Origin of the sequence: Variovorax sp. Root434, from assembly GCF_001426595.1 — a bacterium.
Taxonomy (GTDB): Bacteria; Pseudomonadota; Gammaproteobacteria; order Burkholderiales; family Burkholderiaceae_C; genus Variovorax.
Window position 1 is genome coordinate 113,159 of record NZ_LMEK01000028.1, and the last position, 18,747, is coordinate 131,905.

Here is an 18,747-nt window from a genome sequence, read left to right on the forward strand (position 1 = left end):
GAGTCAACCGACGTGCGGCGAGGACGTTGACAGCCACATGCACGTGTTTTCGTGTGACCCTTGAGGTGCAATCATGAAAAAAGCCCTGATCCTGTTGGCTGCCGGAACTGTCTTCACCGCTTCGGTCTTTGCACAGCAGCCACCGGCTGCACCAGCAACGACGAGCCCCGCTCCCGCTGCAAAAATGGCACCGGCAGCAGCACCAGCCGCGGCGCCTGCGGCCGCAGCACCCGCAGCCGCAGCGCCCGCGGCCAAACCCGCAACGACCACCACGGCAGCAGCACCGGCCGCAGGCCAGGTCTGGGTCAATGGCAAGGTCTATCACTGCGCGAACGACAAGCACTTCGGCAAGACGAAGCACGGCTCGTACATGTCGGAGGCCGACGCGAAGGCCAAGGGCGCTCACGCAGCCCACGGCAAGACCTGCTGAACGTCGCAATGCCGGGGCGCGGGCCGCTTCGTGCCCGTGCCCCGGCGAAAACCCACGAGCAGACAGCGACCTGCTGATCCCTTCTCTTTCCCCCGTCTCCCTTCGTTGTGGCTATCAGCCAAAACTGCTAGCATCAATTAACTTACCGGCCGGCATGTAAAACAAACCTCAGCCTCGACGGCCCGTGGCGCACCACAACAAAGGCACCTTCATGCGACTCTTCAAACAGACCCTGTGTGCAGCCGCGATGGGCATCGTGTCGGCCGTGGCTTCGGCGGCGACGCCGCAACCGCTGCTCGATCGTGCGCTCGCCCTGTCCGATGCCGCCGAGCCCAACGTCATCGCATGGCGCCGGCACATCCACCAGCACCCCGAGCTGGCCTACGAAGAGGTCGAGACGGCCAAGTACATCGCCGCCGTCCTGGCGAAGATTCCCGGCATCGAAGTGCAGACCGGCATCGCCGGCACCGGCATCAAGGCGGTGCTTCGCGGCGGCAAGCCCGGCCCGGTGGTCGCGCTGCGCGCCGATATGGACGCCCTTCCCGTCGAGGAGCGCAACGACCTGCCGTTCCGCTCGAAGGCCAAGGCCATGTGGCGTGGCCAGGAGGTGTCGGTGGCGCACGTCTGCGGCCACGACACCCACGTGGCGATGCTGCTGGGCGCGGCGCAGGCGTTCTCGGTCATGCGCGCCGAGTTGCCCGGCACGGTGGTGTTCCTGTTCCAGCCGGCCGAGGAGATCGGCCCCGGCGACCGCCCGAGCGGCGCGCTGGCCATGGTCAAGGCGGGCGTGCTCGACAACCCCAAGGTCGACGTCGTGCTGGGCCAGCACATCGGCTCGCAGGCGCCCAAGGGTTCGATCTCTTATCGCCCAGGCGCGATGCTGGCCAGCATCGACGTGTTCGACATCAAGCTCAGCGGTGCGGGCGGACACGGCGCCGCGCCCTGGGCCGCCAATACGCCGATGCTGGCGGCCGCGGAGATCACGCTGGGCCTGCAGAACATCGTGAGCCATCGCACCAACCCGACCATCGACGGCGGCGCCACCGTGGTCACGGTGGGCATGCTGCAAAGCGGCAACCGCTTCAACATCCTGCCCGAGATGGCCGAGCTCTCCGGCACGGTGCGCGCGCTGTCGGCGCAGAACCAGAAGACGGCCCACGAGCAGATCCGCATGAAGGCCGAGCACATCGCGGCCAGCTACGGCGTAAAGGCCGACGTGCGCATCGACACCGGCGGCGGCTATGGCGTGCTGGTCAACGACGTACCGTCCACCCTGGCGCTGGTCGATGGCCTGAAGGCCGCAGCGGGCAAGGACAAGGTCGCGGAAATCCTGCCGTCGATGGGCTCCGAGGACTTCGGCGCGTTCGGCGCAACCGGCATCCCGGTGGTCTTCTGGATTCTCAACGCCTCGCCCTATCCGGACCGCGCGGGTCCGACGAACCACTCGCCGCTGTTCACCATCGACGAATCGGCCATGCGCATCGGCGTGCGCGCGCTGACCAGCGCAACCCTCGCCCAGATGACACGTGCCAACGGCACGTCGCCTTGAAGACAGCCAACGGCTGATCCCCGGGTTTCCCCCGACCCACCCGCGTTGTGGCTGTCAGCCAAAACTGCTAGCATGAATTAACTTACCGGCCGGCATGTAAAAACAAGCACCGAGACCGGCAGCCGAGACCACAGAACCAGAGACGCGAGACAACGAATGAACGCCCTGATGCAAAACAACGCGCTGCTCATTTCCAGCCTGCTGGAACACGCGGCCCGCCATCATCCGGACGTTGAAATCGTCTCGCACCTCGACATGCGGACCTGCGTGCGAACCACCTGGCGCAAGGTGGCCCAGCGCGCGGCCAGGCTCGCCTCCGCCCTGCGGACGCTCGGCATCCAGCCCGGTGCGCGCGTCGCGACGCTGGCCTGGAACACGCATCGGCACCTCGAGCTCTACTACGCCGCCTCGGGCATGGGTGCGGTGCTGCACACCGTGAACCCGCGGCTCTTTCCCGAACAGATCGCCTACATCGTCAACCACGCGGCCGACGAACTGGTCTTCTTCGACCTGGGTTTTGCGCCGCTGCTCGAACAGGTCGCGCCACAACTGAAATCGGTCAAGGGATTCGTGGCGATGTGTTCGCGCGCGGAGCTGCCTGCGCTGAACCTGCCCGGCCCCCTTCTGTGCTACGAAGACCTCGTGGCCGATGCCGAACCACTCGCCGAATGGCCTGCGCTCGACGAGAACACCGCCTCGTCGCTGTGCTACACCTCCGGCACCACGGGCAACCCCAAGGGCGTGCTCTACAGCCACCGTTCGACTGTTCTGCACTCGTGGGCCGCCTGCGCCGCCGATGGCCTGCAGCTGTGCGCGCGCGACAGCGTGCTGCTCGCGGTGCCGATGTTCCATGTGAACGCCTGGGGCATTCCCTACGCGGCGGCCATGTGCGGCGCCAAGCTGGTGCTGCCCGGCCCGGACCTCGGCGGCGAGCGCCTCTTCAACCTGATGCGCGACGAGCGCTGCACCTTCTCGCTCGGCGTACCGACCGTGTGGCTGGGCTTCTTCCAGCACGCGGAGAAGCTCGATGCGGCTGCGCGCGCCGCCCTGTGCCTCGAACGCGTCGTGGTCGGCGGCTCCGCCGCGCCGCGTGCCATCGTCGAGAAGTTCGAGCACCTGTTCGGCGCCTACGTGATCCAGGCCTGGGGCATGACCGAGACCAGCCCGCTGGCCACCATCTGCAACCTGCTGCCGCGCCACGAGGGCATCCCCCTGGAAGAGCGCTTCGACGTGCAGACCCGCCAGGGACGCGCCATCTTCGGCGTGGAGATCGCGGTGTTCGACGCCGAAGGCCGCCGGCTGCCGGCCGACGACCACACGCCAGGGGAACTGAAGGTGCGCGGCCCCTGGGTCGTGTCGGCCTACTACGGCCAGGAGCCCGGCGCAGAACTCGATGCGAACGGCTGGTTCGCCACCGGCGACGTCGCGCTGATCGACAAGGACGGCTACGTGCAGATCACCGATCGCTCGAAGGATGTGATCAAGTCGGGCGGCGAATGGATCTCCTCGATCGACCTCGAGAACCTCGCGGTCGGCCACCCCAAGGTGAAGGAAGCCGCGGTGATCGGCGCGTACCACAGCAAGTGGCAGGAGCGCCCGTTGCTGATCGTGGTGCCGAACGAAGGCGCACAGGTCACGGCGGCGGAAATCCTCGGCTTCATGCAGGACCGCGTGGCCCGCTGGTGGATGCCCGACGACGTGGTCTTCGTCGACGAACTGCCCCACACCGCCACCGGCAAGCTGTTGAAGACACGGCTGCGCGAGCAGTTCCAGGGCCACCGGCTGCCGACCGACGCGGCCGTTGCCGACTGAGGTTCGGATGCCCACCAACACCCGCCGGTGCTGCGGCCGAGTTCACGCGACAGCAACCCTGAAAACAATGGAGAGACAAGCATGCAACATCGATTCCGGCTCGCGGCCTCTGCGGCCATCCTTCTCGCCTGCGCGGCGGCTGCTGCGCAAGGCACCCCGAACACCATCAGCGACGACGTCGTGCGCATCGGCGTCATGGCCGACCAGACCGGCCCCTACTCGGGCAACGGCGGCCCCGGCTCTTCGCTGGCCGTGAAGATGGCGGTCGAGGACTTCGGCGGCAAGGTGCTCGGCAAGCCCGTCGAGGTGCTGGTGGCCGACGACCAGAACAAGCCCGACGTGGGCCTGAACATTGCGCGCAAATGGCTGGACACCGAGAAGGTCGACACCATCGTCGGCGGCTCGGCCTCGTCGATTGCGCTGGGCGTCTCGTCGCTGCTCAAGGAGCGCAAGAAGCCGTACCTGATTGCGGGCACGGTCAGCGCGGAGCTCACCAATAAGTCGTGCTCGCCGATGAACTTCCAGTTCCTCACGGACACCTATGCGCTGCCCAAGGCGGGCGTGCAAAGCCTGATGAAGCAAGGCGTGAAGAGCTTCTACTTCATCACCGTGGACTACGCCTTCGGCCAGGCCTTCCAGGACGACGCCACCAAGTTCATCCAGGCCGCCGGCGGCAAGGTGGTGGGCTCGGTCAAGCATCCGCTGGGCGCCACCGATTTCTCGTCGTACCTGCTGCAGGCACAGTCCAGCGGCGCGCAGGCCATCGTCATCCTCAACGCCGGCCTCGACCTGTCGAACGCGTTGAAGCAGGCGGCCGAGTACAAGCTCACGCGCAACGGCCAGATGGTGTCGGTGTTCGGCATGACCATCAACAGCGTGTCGGCCATGGGCCTGGATGTGGCCCAGGGCCTGCAGCTCACGGTGCCGTTCTACTGGGACCGCGACGACGCCTCGCGCGAATGGTCGAAGCGCTTCATGGCGCGCAACAAGGGCGTGGTGCCAACCTATATCCACGCCGGCGCCTACAGCGCGACCATGCACTACCTGAATGCGGTCAAGGCCGCCGGCACCGACGACGGCGCCACGGTCGCGGCGAAGATGAAGGCCACGCCGATCAACGATTTCTTCTCGAAGGACATCAAGATCCGCGAGGACGGCCAGGCGCTGCGCCCGGTGTATGCCGTGCAGGTGAAGAAGCCGGCCGAGTCGAAGGGTGCGAACGACTACTACGCGGTGCGCGCCGAGATCCCGCCCGAGCAGACCTGGCGTCCGCTGGCCGAGAGCAGCTGCGACTTCATCAAGGGCAAGTGAGCGCTACGGTGGGCATGCAGATCGACATCCTCGAGCCGCGGCGCGACCTGCTCGGCGAATGCCCGCTGTGGGACGCGCGCAGCCAGTCGCTCTACTGGATCGACGGCCGCGCCCAGCTCGTGCGCCGCCACACGCCCGCCACCGGCGCCAGCGCCGAGTGGCACGCGCCGCAGCACATCGGCTCGATCGCGCTGTGCGAGAGCGGCCGCCTGCTGCTGGCGCTGGAACACGACTTCTGGCTGCTCGACCCCGACAGTGGTGCGATCGTGCCCATGGACGCCGGCGTGGCGCACAGCGCAGAGCGCATGCGCCTGAACGACGGCCGCACCGACCGCGCCGGCCGCTTCGTCGTCGGCTCGATGACCCTGGGCCGCGCCGAGCCCGAAGGCGCGCTTTACCAATTGACGACCGGCGGGTCGGTGAAGACGCTGGACACCGGCATCGCGGTTGCCAACGCCACCTGCTTCAGCCCGGACGGCCGCTGGCTCTACTTCGCGGACAGCCACACGCACCAGATCCGCCGCTATCCCTACGACACGGCCACCGGCGCAGCCGGCGCGAGCGAAGTGCTGGTCGATACCCGCGCGCTCGGCTCGGTGCCCGACGGCGCCACCGTCGATGCCGAAGGCCACCTGTGGGTGGCGCTGGTGCAGGCCGGCCAGCTCGCGCGCTTCACGCCCGAAGGCCGGCTCGAGCGCACCATCCAGCTGCCGGTGACCTACGTCTCCTGCCCCTGCTTCGGCGGCCCCGACCTCGACGTGATCTACCTCACGTCGATCAGCAACAGCGGCAACCTGCTGCGCAGCGACCATCCGGACGCGGGCGCGGTGTTCGCCATCCACGGCGCCGGCGTGCGCGGGCTCGAGGAGTCCCGCTTCGCCGACCGCCCTCCCCTCATCTGACAAGGCAGACAACATGACTCGACGTTTCGAAGGCAAGGTGGCGCTGGTCACCGGCGGTGCACGCGGCATCGGCCGCGCCATCTCGGAAGCCCTGGCGGCCGAAGGCGCCGTGGTGGGCGTGCTCGACCGGCAGGAAGACCTGGCGCGCGAAGCCGCCGAAGCCATCAAGGCGCAAGGCGGCCGTGCCGTGACCTTCGGTGGCGACGTGGCGCGCCGCGACACCTTCGCCCAGTCCATCCCGGCGCTGAAGCAGCAGTTCGGCCGCTTCGACATCCTGGTCAACAACGCGATCTGGGTGCGCTACGGCCCCATCGAGGCCATCACGCCCGAGATGCTCGAGCGCATGGTCGGCACCGGCTTCAACTCGGTGGCCTGGGGCATCCAGGTGGCGGCCGAGGCCATGGGCGAAGGCGGCAGCATCGTCAACATCGCCTCGTCGGCGGCCTACCTCGGCCTGCCCGAGGGCATGCTGTACTGCGGCGTAAAGGCCGGCGTGCTGGGCCTCACGCGCTCGGCGGCGGTCGACCTCGGGCCGCGCGGCATCCGCGTCAACGCGATCTGCCCGGGCTCGATCGAGACCGAAGGCGTGAAGATCAACCTGACACCCGAGAAGACCCAGGTCCGCCTCGCCAAGACGCCGATGAAGCGGCTCGGCGCGGTGGACGACGTGGCCAAGGCCGCCTGCTTCCTCGCCTCTTCCGACAGCAGCTTCATCACCGGCGAATCGCTGCTGGTCGACGGCGGCGTGACGCACGCCTTTCTCTGAACACCGGGCCCGCCCACGCCATGGACACCATCCTCGAAGCGCACCAGCTCAGCCGGCAGTTCAGCGGCTTCTTCGCCGTGAAGAACGTCGACCTGCGCGTGCGCCGGCATTCCGTGCATGCGCTGATCGGCCCCAACGGCGCGGGCAAGACCACCTGCTTCAACCTGCTGACCACCTTCCTGCGGCCGAGCACCGGGCGCGTGACCTTCAACGGCCGCGACATCTCGCGCAGCGACCCGGCCTCGGTGGCCATGGCCGGCCTGGTGCGCTCGTTCCAGATCTCGGCCGTGTTCGGCCAGATGACGGTGCTGGAGAACGTGCGCGTCGCGCTGCAGAAGAAGGCCGGCGGCAGCTTCGCCTTCTGGCGCAACGTGCGGGTGCTGCGCAGCCTGGACGCGCGCGCCATGGAGCTGCTGGAGCGCGTGGGCCTCACGCACTGGCGCGACACGATGGCCGGCGAGCTGCCCTACGGCCGCAAGCGCGCGCTGGAGCTCGCCACCACCATCGCGATGGACCCCGAGATGATCCTGCTCGACGAGCCCATGGCCGGCCTCGGCCACGAAGACATCGGCCCCGTGGTCGAACTGATCCGCGACGCGGCCAAGGGGCGCACCGTGCTGATGGTCGAGCACAACATGAAGGTCATCGAGGCGCTGTGCGACCGCGTGACCGTGCTGCAGGCCGGCCAGGTGCTGGCCGAAGGCAGCTACGACGAGGTGTCGCGCGACGCCCGCGTGATCGAAGCCTATGTGGGAGGCGCGCATGCCTGAGACCCTGGAAGCGGCGGCCACCACCGCCATGCTGCGCGTGGAAGGCCTGCGCGGCTGGTACGGCGAAACACTGGCACTGCAGGGCATCGACCTCGAAGTGCACGAAGGTGAAGTGGTCTGCCTGCTCGGACGCAACGGTGCCGGCAAGACCACCACGCTGCGCGCCATCATGGGCCTGCTCGGCCGGCGCGAAGGGCAGATCCGCATCGGCTCGACACCGTCCATCGGCCTGCAGCCCGAAGCCATCGCACGGCTCGGGCTGGCCTACTGCCCCGAGGAGCGCGGCATCTTCGCCAGCCTCACGACGCAAGAGAACCTGATGCTGCCACCGGTGCTGCGCCCGGGCGGCCTGAGCGTGGACGAGATCTACACGCTGTTCCCCAACCTGCTGCAGCGCCGCCACAGCCCCGGCACGCGGCTGTCGGGCGGCGAGCAGCAGATGCTGGCCATCGCACGCATCCTGCGCACCGGCGCGCGGCTGCTGCTGCTCGACGAGCCGACGGAAGGCCTCGCGCCCGTGATCGTCGAGCGCATCGGCCAGACCATCGGCATGCTGCGCGAGCGCGGCTTCACCGTGCTGATGGTGGAGCAGAACTTCCGCTTCGCATCCACCCTGGCCGATCGCTTCTACGTGATCGAGGAAGGCCAGGTCGCGGCGCATTTCCGCCGCGACGAGCTGGACGCGCAGCGCAGCCGCATCGAGTCCCTGCTGGGGCTCTGAGCAACGCAATCAACGCAGGACACACCACAAGATGGACGGGTTACTCGGAATTCCCCCGGCGGCACTGATCGGGCAGCTGATGGTCGGCCTCATCAACGGCGCCTTCTACGCGCTGATGAGCCTGGGGCTGTCGATCATCTTCGGGCTGCTGCGCGTGGTGAACTTCGCGCACGGCGCGCAGTACATGCTGGGCGCCTTCGTCACCTGGGGGCTGCTGGAGTACCTGGGCATCGGCTACTGGGGCGCGATCGTCATCGCGCCGCTGGTGGTGGCGGCCTTCGGGCTGCTGTTCGAGCGCTGGATGCTGCGGCGCCTGTACACGCTGGACCATGTCTATGCATTGCTGCTGACCTTCGGCGTCGCCTTGCTCATGGAGGGCGCGTTCCGCCTGCAGTTCGGCGTGAGCGGGCAGCCCTACCCCAACCCGCTGTCGGGCGGCCTGGACGTGGGCGTCACCTTCCTGCCGATGTACCGCGTGTGGGTCATCGTGGCCGCGCTGGCGGTGTGCCTGGGCACCTGGTTCTTCATCGAGAAGACGAAGCTCGGCGCCTACCTGCGCGCCGCCAACGAGAACGCGCCGCTGGTGCGCACCTTCGGCATCAACGTGCCGCGCATGCTGATGCTGACCTACGGCCTCGGCGTGGGCCTTGCCGGCCTCAGCGGCGTGATGGCCGCGCCCATCTACCAGGTGAGCCCGCTGATGGGCTCGAACCTGATCATCGTGGTGTTCGCTGTGGTGGTGATCGGCGGCATGGGTTCGATCCTCGGCTCGATCGTCACGGGCTTCGGCCTCGGTGCGATCGAAGGGCTCACCAAGATCTTCTATCCGGACGGCGCCGGCGTCGTCATCTTCGTCGTGATGATCCTGGTCCTCGCGGTCCGACCCCACGGCCTGTTCGGCCGCGCCTACTGAAGAAAGCCGACATGGACGCTCTCCACCGCCGCACGAACATCGCATTGCTGGCGGCCGCCCTGGCGGCGCTCGCCATCGCGCCCTTCGCGGTCTATCCGATGTTCCTCATGAAGCTGATGTGCTTCGCGCTGCTCGCCGCCTCGGTCAACCTGCTGGTGGGCTACGTGGGCCTGCTGTCCTTCGGCCACGCCATGTTCTACGGCACCGCCGGCTACATCACGGCGCACGCGGTCAAGGTCTGGGGCTGGGACGGCATGGCCGGCATCCTCGCGGGCGTGGCCACGGCGGCGCTCGTGGGACTGGTCACGGGCCTGCTGGCCATTCGCCGCCAGGGCATCTACTTCTCGATGATCACGCTGGCCTTCGCGCAGCTGGTGTATTTCATTGCGCTGCGCATGCCCTTCACCGGCGGGGAAGACGGCATCCAGGAGATCCCGCGCCCGATGGTGCTGGGCCTGTTCTCGCTGCAGAACACGCTGGTGCTCTACTACTTCGTCGCGGCGCTGATCGTGTTCGGCTTCTGGCTGATCTACCGCGTGGTGCATTCGCCCTTCGGCCAGATCCTGCGCGCCATTCGCGACAACGAGCCGCGCGCCCAGTCGCTGGGCTACCGCGTCAACCGCTACAAGCTGCTGGCCTTCGTGCTGTCGGCCGGGCTGGCGGGGCTGGCCGGTTCGCTCAAGGTGCTGGTGTTCCAGCTCGCCTCGCTGACCGACGTGCACTGGGCCACCTCGGGCGAGGCGCTGCTGATCTGCATCGTCGGCGGCATGCACACGCTGCTCGGGCCGGTCGTCGGCTCGATCGTCATCGTGTCGATGGAGAACTACCTCGCCTCGTTCGCCGAATGGGTGCTGATCATCCAGGGCGTCGTCTTCGTGCTGGTCGTCATGCTGTTCCGCAAGGGCATCGTCGGCCAGTTCCATTCGCATCTCGCCGCGCGCCGGCAGCGCCGCGCCGCGGCTTCCTGAGGAGCATGCCCATGGCAGCCCACGACCTTCCCTCCACCTGGCCGGCCACGCCGGGCCTGCTGTCCGGCCGGCTGGCGCTGGTGACCGGCGCCGCCAGCGGCATCGGCCGCGCCATCGCAACGGCCTATGCCCAGGCGGGCGCGCGCGTCGTCGTGACCGACCTGAGCAGCGATCGCTGCGCCGAAACACTGGCGGCCGTGCACGCCGCCGGCGTCGAGGGCTGGGCCTACGCGCTCGATGTATCCGATGCCCAGGCCTGCCTCGCGCTGGCCGAGGCGGTGCACGACACCGCGGGCGACATCGACACGCTGGTCAACAACGCCGGCGTGATCATCCGCGAAGGCATCGACAGTCCGCGTGCGCAGGAGAACCTGCACCGCACGATGGACGTGAACCTGTTCGGCGTGTTCAACACCGTGCATGCGTGGCTGCCGGCCTTGCGGCGCACGCGGGGCTGCATCCTCAACGTGGCCTCGGGGGCTGCGTTCATCGCCCAGGGCGGCGCGCTGGGTTATTCGGCCTCCAAGGCCGCAGTGAAGATGTTCACGCAGACGCTGGCGCTCGACCTTGCGCCGGACGGCATCCGCGTCAACGCGCTCGCGCCGGGCGTGATCGAAACGCCCATGACCGAGGCCACGCGCGCCGATCCGGCGCGGCTGGGCCGCTTCATGCAGCGCATTCCGGCCGGCCGGCTGGGCCAGCCGCACGAGCTCGCGGGGCCTGCGGTGTTCCTGGCCTCCGGGCTCGCGAGCTTCGTCAACGGCGTCACCTTGCCGGTGGACGGCGGCACGCTGGCCGTGTAAGGCCCCGGGACCCGCAACAGCGGGTCCCCATCCTGGCGTCAGGCCGCGAGTGCCTGCTGCGCGCGCTCGAACACGAAGTCGCGATAACCGCCCTGCACCGCCGCGGCGCAATGCTCCCGGTACTTCAGGAAGCCGCCCGTGAAGAGCGTGAGCCCTTGCGGCTTGTCCTTCACGTTCGCGCCGACGTACCAGGTCTTGGCCTTGGTCAGCAGCGTGCGCTGCGAGAGCGCGTAGACAAGGTCCATCCAGGCTTGCTCGGCCTGCGCGGTCGGCTCGATGGTCGACAGGCCGTTCTCTTCCATGTGCGTCATGGCCGCGGCGATCCAGTCGACGTCGTGCTCGCTGATGCGGATGATGTTGGCGAGCGCGGCAGGGCCGTTCGGTCCGGTGGTCATGAAGAGATTGGGGAAGCCTTCCATCATCAGGCCCAGGTGGGAACGCGCGCCGTCCTTCCACTTCTCGTTCATCGTGCGCCCGTCGCGCCCGACGATGTCGAAGGCCAGCAGCGCGCCCGTGAGGCCGTCGTAGCCGGTGGCGAAGATGAGCACGTCGAGCTCGACCTCGCCGGCCTGCGTCTTCACGCCGCGCTCGGTGATCTCCACGATCGGGTCGGCGATGCAGTCCTTCAGGTGGACGTTGGGCCGGTTGAAGGTCTCGTAGTAGCTGCTGTCCAGGCAGGGGCGGCGCGCGAAGATGGGGTAGCCGCGCGGCTTCAGCTTCTCGGCCGTTACCGGGTCCTTCACGGTCTCGCCGATCTTGCCGCGCACGAATTCGGCCACGTGCTCGTTGGCTTCCGGGTTGGCCAGCAGGTCCGAGAAGGTGCCGAGCATCGCAAGCCCGCCGTTCTTCCAGGCGTCTTCGAGCAGCTGTTGGCGCTGCCTGGGCGTCACGCTGAAGAAGGCCCGCGTGGACTGCGGGCGCACGCCGCCCACCGCGCTGTTGCGGGCCGATTCGCGAATGCTGGCGTAGTTGCGCTTGACCTCGGCCACGTAGTCGGGCTCGAGCGCTTCGTTGCGCATCGGCATGGTGAAGCTGGGCGTGCGCTGGAACACGAAAAGCTCGCCGGCTTCCTTGCCCACTTCCTGCACGATCTGGATGCCCGTCGATCCGGTGCCGATGACACCCACGCGCTTGCCGGCGAAATCGACGGGCTGGTGCGGCCACTTGGCGGCGCGCAGCAGCTGGCCCTTGAAGCGGTCGATGCCAGGGATCTCCGGGTCCTTGGGAATCGACAAGGGGCCGGTCGCCATGATGCAGTACGTGGCCTCGTAGGTGTCGCCGCGATCGGTCGTCACGGTCCACAGCTTGCGCGCCTCGTCCCACACCGCGCGGGTCACGCGCGTCTTGAACTGGATGTGCCGGCGCAGGTCGAGCCTGTCGGCCACGAAGTTGATGTACTTCAGCAGCTCGGGCTGGGCCGCGAACTGCTCCGACCACGTCCACTCCTGCTCGATCTCGGGAGAGAACGAAAAGCTGTAGTCGATGCTCGGCAGGTCGACGCGCGCACCGGGGTAGCGGTTCCAGTACCAGACACCGCCGACGTCGCCGCCCGCTTCGAAGCCCTGCACCCTGAAGCCCATCTCGCGGAAGCGGTACGTGGCGTACATGCCGCCGAAGCCGGCGCCGACAACGACCACGTCGACGCGCCTGGCGCCGGTATGCGGGTTCAATGGATGGTGAGATGAATGCAGGTTGATGGGTTCGGCGGTCATGTGTGTCTCCTTGTTGATTCCGGCCACGGCGGGCAGGTTTGCGTGCAAGGGAAATGATGCCCACCGTGGGGAAGCCCATCAAGAAAATCACACTGGCGCTGAACAACATTACATCCGTGATTTCCGCGTTATGCGGTCCCGTCTTCTTCCAGTTGCTGCACAAGCCTTCGCATGAGCGCGGTGTAGCGCGCACGATGCGGGCGCATGCGCTCGATGGTCCCGCCCATGCCCAGCACCGCGATGCGCCCCTGCACCAGGCAAGGCAGCACCACGCCGACGGTGGCGCCACCGAGCAGCGGCATGTTCTCCATGTAGATCGACTTGCGCTCGCGCGCGTCGGCCACGTGCGCCGCAACGACTTCCAGTGGCACGCGGTCTTCCTTGCGCGGCGTGGCGATGTTGGCGCGGCGCACGAGCTTCTCGATCTCGGCATCGGAGCGGTCGGTCAGCAGCAGCCACCCCATCGCCGACAGCGTGAGCGGCCGCATGCTCCCCTCGTCGGTGTGAAAGCGCAGCTGGTGCGTCGACTGGATCACGCGGATGTACTGCAGGTAGATGTCGTTGAGCATGCAGATCGACACCGTCTCGCCCGTGGCGCTGTGCAGGTCGCGCATCACCTCGACGACGCGGCCTTGCCCGAACAGCGCCTGCGTGACCCAATCGCCCAGCGAGGCCACGCGCGGCGTGGGGAAGTACACGCGATCGGCGCGGTTGTAGTTGAGGTAGCCCAGCGCGATGAGGTTCTTCAGCAGCACCGTGGTGCTGGACTGCGGATACCCCAGCGCGTCGCTGATCTGCTTGAGCGCCAGAGGCGTGCGCACCTGCGCGAAATGCTCCAGCACCTGAAGCACCCTCGTGGCCGATTTGACTGTGCCGATGGGCATCGATGTCCTTCAGAAATCACGCATGCGATGGTAGTTGTCGCACATGCGTGCCTCCACCGGGTGAACCATAGGCTAGAACGCCACGCGCACCCCGACGTGGGTGGCGTGGCTGTTGCCGCCACGGTCCAGCCCGGCCTGGGAGGTGGCGCCCGTCACCGCATACGCCGCGCCGTTGCGGTTGCGGATGCGGCCGTAGTCGGCGTACAGGCTGGTCCGCTTCGACAGCGCGTAGATGTAGGCGATGCCGAACTGCGTGGCGTCGCGGTTCAACGGCCCCTTGTCGTCGACACGCACCACCTGTGCGAGCACGGTGCTCACGCCAAAGGGCACGGCGATGCCGATCGACGCGCTGCGGTCGTCCTGCCCGCTGTAGTAACCCACCAGCGGGAAGCCCGCGAACATGAGGTTGTTGTCCGCGGCGGCGTGCGTGGCCGGTGTGACCGCAGCGCCCGGATTGCGGAAGGTCGCATACGAGCCGAACAGCTTGGCGGCACCGAAGTCGTAGGCCGCGGCGGAATGGAACCAATGCAGGGTGCTTGCATCTGCCAGTTGCCTGTAGGTGGAATAGCCGATGGCGGCGCTCAGCCCGCCCTTGAGGTAGAACACCGAGGCAGCGGTGCTCGTGCCAGACCTGGAGCTCGTCGCCGTTCCGCTGGTCACGGTGGTCTCTCCCGGCGAGTAGGACAGCTTGGCGATGAAGCCACCGAAATTCGGCGACTGGTACCAGATGGTGTTGTTGACCCGCCCCGGCGCCGGCTGGATGCCCTGCAGGTTGCCGCCGCCGCCCAGGCCGAAGGCATCGCCCACCGCCTGCACCTCGGAGCCGATGGCCACCACGGTGCGCCCGAGCCGGATCTCGCCTATCGAGCCCGACAGGCCGACGATCGCTCCGCGGCCGAACGACTTGGCGCCCGCGCCCTGGTTCTGGCCCATCGTTCCCGCATCGGAGTTGAGGCCCATCTCCAGCAGGAAGTTGGCGCGCAGTCCGTCGCCCAGGTCTTCGCTGCCCTTGAACCCGAGGCGCGAGCCGTTCATGTGGCCGCTGTCCATCCGTCTCACACGTCCGCCGGCGTTGCTGGCCGATGCCAGGCTGGTGTCGATCAGGCCGTACATCGTGAGGCTGGACGGCGAGGCCGCCATGCCCCCCGCCGGCTGCACGATCTGGCGCAACTCTTCCTTCTGTGCCTGCTGGGCCAGCGCTGGCGATGCGCCGCAAAGGCCGGTGGCAAAAAGCGTCACAGCGAGCGGCATGCGACGCGGGGTGTTCAAGAAACTCGACAAGATTTGTCTCCTCGTATGGGATTTCTGGTTGCAGGCCCGCCTTGCAAAGGGCCTGGCCGCCGTCAACGCGTGGTTGTCGGCCGGCATGCAGAAAGCCGCCCTGCGGCAAGGCCGGGGGCGGTAGTCGAAGAGAACGGAGGTTTCGTCAGGTAGTTGCCGGGGGCAGCGACGCCAGGAGCGCGTACCAGGGGTCGTCGGGCGCGCGCCCGCCGATCGGCTGGCGCACGCCGAAGCGCTCGGCCTCGGTGCCGGCGGGCGCCGCCGACTCGCGGATCCAGTCGTAGGCCACGGTGCGCGCGGCCACCCGCCATTCGCCCGCGCCGCGCCGCTCGAAGCGGTCGATGTAGCGGCCGCAAAGGAAGGTCTCGCGCGGCTTGCCCTGCGCGTCGGTGTCGGTCTGGAAGGCCTGGAAGTAGCTTTCCACCGCGGCCTCGGCTCCGCGCAGTTCGATCGCGATGTTGCCGATCGTGTGGATCAAGCGGCCGCCCTCCTTGAGCTTTGCCAGCGCCCAATCGATGAAGCCGCTGGCGCTGCCGCTGTAGGGGCCGTGGCGATCGGTGGCGTCGGGCCAGTACGACGAGCGCAGCGCCGCCTCGTCGCAGCGGTCGATGCCGCGGCAATAGCGATAGAGGCATGCGCGAATCGCCTCGCGCGCGCTCAGCGCCTCGAGCCGGGCCTCCAGTGCGATCAGGCGTCCTTCAGTCTGCATGCGAATGCTCCTTCGTTTCAGTGCCGCGCAGCACGATCACCGCGTCGAGGCAGGCGGCGCCGTCGGTGCGAACCACTAGCGGATTGATGTCGACGCTTTCGAGCTCGTCGGCATGGGCGATGCCGAAGTCGGACAGGCGGCACAGGGCGTCGGCCAGCGCTGCCTCGTCGTAGCGCGGGCCGCCGCGCCAGCCGCGCAGCAGCTGCGTGGAGCGCACGCGCTCGATCAAGGCGGCGGCACGCACGGGCGTCAACGGCGCGGAGGCGAAGGCCACGTCCTTGAAGAGCTCCACGGCCGTGCCGCCGGAGCCGTACATCACCATCGGCCCGAAGGTCGGGTCGCGGTGGATGCCGAGGATCACCTCGACACCGCCCTGCAGCATCGGCGCGACCAGCACGCCTTCGAGCCGCGCCTCGGGCCGCGCCTTGCGGGCGCGCGCCATCAGCTCGTCGTACGCGGCCTCGACCGCCGCCGCGTCCTGCAGGCGCAGCATGACGCCGCCGACCTCGGTCTTGTGGGGAATGTCGGGCGAGACGATCTTCGCGACCACCGGAAAGCCCAGGGTTCGCGCGGCAGCCGCCGCATCGGCGGCGCTGCGGCACAGGCGCTCGGGCAGCACAGGCAGGCCTGCATGCGCCAGCGCGCGCTTGGCGCCGTCCTCGGTCGACACGTCGCCGCGCAGCGGCGCGGCAGCCGCGCACTGCACGGGCTTGTAGAGCGTTTCGCGGCGTGCGCGGATATGCGCGAGCGCGGCCAGCGCGCGCACCGCGCGCGACGGGTCCTCGAACACCGGAATGCCCTGCTGTTCGAGCGCTTGGTTGACTTCGGGCTTCGACAGCATCACCAGCACCATGACCCGGTCCGGATGCCGCTGGCGCTGCGCGATCAGTTCCGCCTGCGTCGAGGCAAAGCGCTCCGGCGAAAGGCCCACGTGCGCGAGGTAGGCGAACACCGTGCCGTAGTCCGCGTGGTCCAGCATGACACCCACCGTGCGCGACACGCCGCTGGGCACCGAGGTGACCTGCGCCGTCATGTCCAGCGGATTGCTCGCCACCGCGAACGGCAGCAGGTCGAGCGCGGCGCGGCGTGCGGCCTCGGGCAGCGGCGGCAGCGACATGCCGCGCCCACCGGCATCGTCGGCCATCAGCACGCCGATGCCACCGGAGCCGGTGACGATGCCCATGCCGGCGTTGTGCGGCAGCGCCCGCGTGACCGAGAACGCATAGGCGATGTCGAGCATCTCCTCGATCGATTCGGGCCGCCACGCGCCGCACTCTGCGAAGACGGTGTCGTAGGCCGTGTCGTTGCCGGCCAGCGAACCGGTGTGCGTGGAAGCCGCAGCGGCGCCGGCCTCGGTGCGCCCCACCTTCATGATGAGCACGGGCTTGCCGGCGGCCGCGGCCTTCAGCAGCGCGCGCCGCAGGCGCTCGCCGTCGCGGCACGACTCGAGCGCGGCGCAGATGACGCGCGTGTCGGCGTCGTCCACGAGGTAGTCGATGCACTCGGCCACATCGACGTCGCCTTCGTTGCCGGTCGCGATGATCTTGCTGAAGCCCAGGCCGCGCAGCGAGGCCATGCCGTAGGCCGCGGAGCCGAAGGCGCCGCTTTGCGTGGCCAGCGCGATGGGCCCGGGCACGGGCTTCAGGCCATTGAGCGCGGTCGAGAAAGTCGAGAAGAAGCGCGTCGGCACGTTGAGCAGGCCGAGCGAGTTCGGGCCCACCATGCGCACGCCGGCATCGCGGCACATCTGCACCAGGCGGTCTTGCAAGGCGCGGCCCGCTGCGTCGATTTCGGCGAAGCCGGCGGTCAGCACCTGGATCGCCTTCACGCCCTTGCCGATGCTGTCGCGCACGGCCGCCTCCACGCCGGCCACCGGCACCGCGATGACGGCCTGGTCGACCGGGTGCGGAATGTCGAGCACGCTGGCGCAGGCGGGCAGGCCCTGGATGGTGTCTCCGCTCTTGTTGACCGGATAGAGCGGCGCTTCGAAGCCGCCTTCGAGCATGAAGCGCAGCGGCCGTCCGCCGATGCGTTCGGGGTCGGACGAAGCGCCGATCAGCGCCACGGAAGAGGGATTGAAAAGCGAATCGAGTGAATGCACCACAAGCTCCTCAATGCAGCACGGCATCGGCGGCGAGCCGGTCGAGCTGGCTGAAACGATCACCCCACTGCTGGCTGCAGGCCAGCGCATGCATGGCGAGCCGCGCCGCCGGCAGCTCGCGCGACATGCCGATGCCGCCGTGCAGCTGGATGGCGGTTTCCGCGACCTGGCGGCCTGTGACGGCGAGGTACAGCTTCACCAGCGCCAGTTCGCGCCGCACCTCGCGCCCCGGCAACGCAGAGCCCATGCCGTCGAGCACCGTCACCTGCTGGCGCACCATGCCGCGCACATTCTCGTAGGCCACGTACATCTCGACCACCTTGTGGCGCAGCGCCTGGAAGGTGGCGAGCGCCACGCCGAACTGCTCGCGTGTGCCGAGGTACTCGATGGTCTGCTCGATCATCGCGCCGATGGCGCCGACCATCTGCGCGCACGACAGCAGCGCGCCGACCGCGTTGGCGTGGTCCACCAGCGGGCGGACCGCGGCGCCGCTCAGCAGCACGGCGGCCTCGGGCAGCGCGAGGCCCTCGACGTCGATGTCGGTGGTGTGGCGCGCATCGATGCCCGTGTAGCTGCGTGCGGCGCCGGCCAGCACGGCGCGCGGCAACAGCACCAGCGCGTCCTTGCCGTCCAGCGCGACGAGCGCCAGCAGGTGCGTCACGGGTTCGGTGAGGTCTGCGCCGCGCAGGCTGCCCTGCAGCACCACGCGTCCGCCTTGCAGGCGGGCGGCCGGCGTCACGTCGTCGACAGCGAGCACCGGGCAGACCGAGGCCTCGCCGCTCGCGATCTCGCCCAGCAGCGTTTCAGCGGCGGGGTTGCCGCTGATGTGCGACAGCAGCGTGGGCACCACGGCGCAGCGTTCGACCAGCGGCGCGGCCAGCGCGTGGCGTCCGGCCGCCTCGGCGATGGCGGCGATGTCGCCCAGCGAGGCGCCGGCACCGCCGCTGGCTTCGGCCACCAGCACGGCCTGCCAGCCCAGGCCCAGGAACTGGCGCCAGGTTGCGCTCGATGCATCGGCATCGGCATCGGCGGTCGTGGTGGCAGCGGCGGCAACGCGCAGCGTCGTGTCGTAGAGGTCGCCGGGGAACATCGGCTCTGCGTGGAATGGCATGGAT

General features: G+C 68.5%; 17 protein-coding genes. 11 read left to right on the forward strand and 6 right to left on the reverse strand.

Annotation, left to right across the window (positions count from 1 at the left end; translation table 11 throughout):
- Positions 1 to 73 precede the first annotated feature (73 nt).
- The 11 genes from ASD05_RS28055 to ASD05_RS28105 all read left to right on the forward strand — a co-directional run bounded on the left by ASD05_RS28055 (position 74) and on the right by ASD05_RS28105 (position 10,945).
- Positions 74 to 430, forward strand: coding sequence for a hypothetical protein (locus ASD05_RS28055; RefSeq protein WP_082572452.1), 357 nt, complete (start codon positions 74 to 76; stop codon positions 428 to 430).
- 211 nt (positions 431 to 641) lie between these two features.
- Entirely contained in the window at positions 642 to 1,979 is a 1,338-nt protein-coding gene (locus ASD05_RS28060; RefSeq protein WP_056599913.1) for a M20 metallopeptidase family protein, read from the forward strand.
- A 156-nt stretch (positions 1,980 to 2,135) separates the two neighbouring features.
- Entirely contained in the window at positions 2,136 to 3,791 is a 1,656-nt protein-coding gene (locus tag ASD05_RS28065) for a long-chain-fatty-acid--CoA ligase (protein WP_056599682.1), read from the forward strand.
- A gap of 81 nt (positions 3,792 to 3,872) precedes the next feature.
- Positions 3,873 to 5,102 (forward strand): ABC transporter substrate-binding protein, encoded by a 1,230-nt coding sequence (locus tag ASD05_RS28070; protein ID WP_007833018.1) that lies wholly within the window; start codon positions 3,873 to 3,875, stop codon positions 5,100 to 5,102.
- Positions 5,099 to 6,004, forward strand: coding sequence for an SMP-30/gluconolactonase/LRE family protein (locus ASD05_RS28075; protein ID WP_235508135.1), 906 nt, complete (start codon positions 5,099 to 5,101; stop codon positions 6,002 to 6,004). The genes ASD05_RS28070 and ASD05_RS28075 overlap by 4 nt, the downstream gene beginning before the upstream one ends.
- A 13-nt stretch (positions 6,005 to 6,017) precedes the next feature.
- Positions 6,018 to 6,770, forward strand: coding sequence for an SDR family NAD(P)-dependent oxidoreductase (locus ASD05_RS28080; RefSeq protein WP_056599692.1), 753 nt, complete (start codon positions 6,018 to 6,020; stop codon positions 6,768 to 6,770).
- A 20-nt stretch (positions 6,771 to 6,790) separates the two neighbouring features.
- Positions 6,791 to 7,540, forward strand: coding sequence for an ABC transporter ATP-binding protein (locus tag ASD05_RS28085; RefSeq protein WP_056599694.1), 750 nt, complete (start codon positions 6,791 to 6,793; stop codon positions 7,538 to 7,540).
- Positions 7,533 to 8,261: an ABC transporter ATP-binding protein gene (locus tag ASD05_RS28090; RefSeq protein WP_082572481.1), complete on the forward strand. Its 729-nt coding sequence runs from the start codon at positions 7,533 to 7,535 to the stop codon at positions 8,259 to 8,261. The genes ASD05_RS28085 and ASD05_RS28090 overlap by 8 nt, the downstream gene beginning before the upstream one ends.
- Positions 8,262 to 8,292: 31 nt before the next feature.
- Complete coding sequence (locus tag ASD05_RS28095) at positions 8,293 to 9,174, forward strand: branched-chain amino acid ABC transporter permease (RefSeq protein WP_056599697.1); 882 nt, start codon at positions 8,293 to 8,295, stop codon at positions 9,172 to 9,174.
- Between the two features lie 11 nt (positions 9,175 to 9,185).
- Positions 9,186 to 10,142, forward strand: coding sequence for a branched-chain amino acid ABC transporter permease (locus tag ASD05_RS28100; RefSeq protein WP_056599700.1), 957 nt, complete (start codon positions 9,186 to 9,188; stop codon positions 10,140 to 10,142).
- A gap of 11 nt (positions 10,143 to 10,153) precedes the next feature.
- Entirely contained in the window at positions 10,154 to 10,945 is a 792-nt protein-coding gene (locus ASD05_RS28105; protein ID WP_056599709.1) for an SDR family NAD(P)-dependent oxidoreductase, read from the forward strand.
- Positions 10,946 to 10,983: 38 nt separating this feature from the next.
- Here ASD05_RS28105 and ASD05_RS28110 read toward each other — a convergent pair whose 3' ends face one another.
- The 6 genes from ASD05_RS28110 to ASD05_RS28135 form a co-directional block, all read right to left on the reverse strand.
- Positions 10,984 to 12,657 carry a flavin-containing monooxygenase gene (locus ASD05_RS28110; RefSeq protein ID WP_157610319.1) on the reverse strand — a complete coding sequence of 558 codons (1,674 nt, stop codon included), beginning with the start codon at positions 12,655 to 12,657 and terminating at the stop codon, positions 10,984 to 10,986.
- Between the two features lie 128 nt (positions 12,658 to 12,785).
- Positions 12,786 to 13,541, reverse strand: coding sequence for an IclR family transcriptional regulator (locus ASD05_RS28115; protein ID WP_056599714.1), 756 nt, complete (start codon positions 13,539 to 13,541; stop codon positions 12,786 to 12,788).
- Between the two features lie 72 nt (positions 13,542 to 13,613).
- Positions 13,614 to 14,822 (reverse strand): porin, encoded by a 1,209-nt coding sequence (locus ASD05_RS28120; protein WP_162248908.1) that lies wholly within the window; start codon positions 14,820 to 14,822, stop codon positions 13,614 to 13,616.
- A 145-nt stretch (positions 14,823 to 14,967) separates the two neighbouring features.
- Positions 14,968 to 15,531, reverse strand: a complete 564-nt coding sequence (locus ASD05_RS28125) for a nuclear transport factor 2 family protein (protein WP_056599722.1) — start codon at positions 15,529 to 15,531, stop codon at positions 14,968 to 14,970.
- Entirely contained in the window at positions 15,521 to 17,632 is a 2,112-nt protein-coding gene (locus ASD05_RS28130) for an acetate--CoA ligase family protein (protein ID WP_056599922.1), read from the reverse strand. The genes ASD05_RS28125 and ASD05_RS28130 overlap by 11 nt, the downstream gene beginning before the upstream one ends.
- A 10-nt stretch (positions 17,633 to 17,642) precedes the next feature.
- On the reverse strand, positions 17,643 to 18,743 hold the full coding sequence (locus ASD05_RS28135) for an acyl-CoA dehydrogenase family protein (protein WP_082572456.1): 1,101 nt from the start codon (positions 18,741 to 18,743) through the stop codon (positions 17,643 to 17,645).
- Positions 18,744 to 18,747 lie beyond the last annotated feature (4 nt).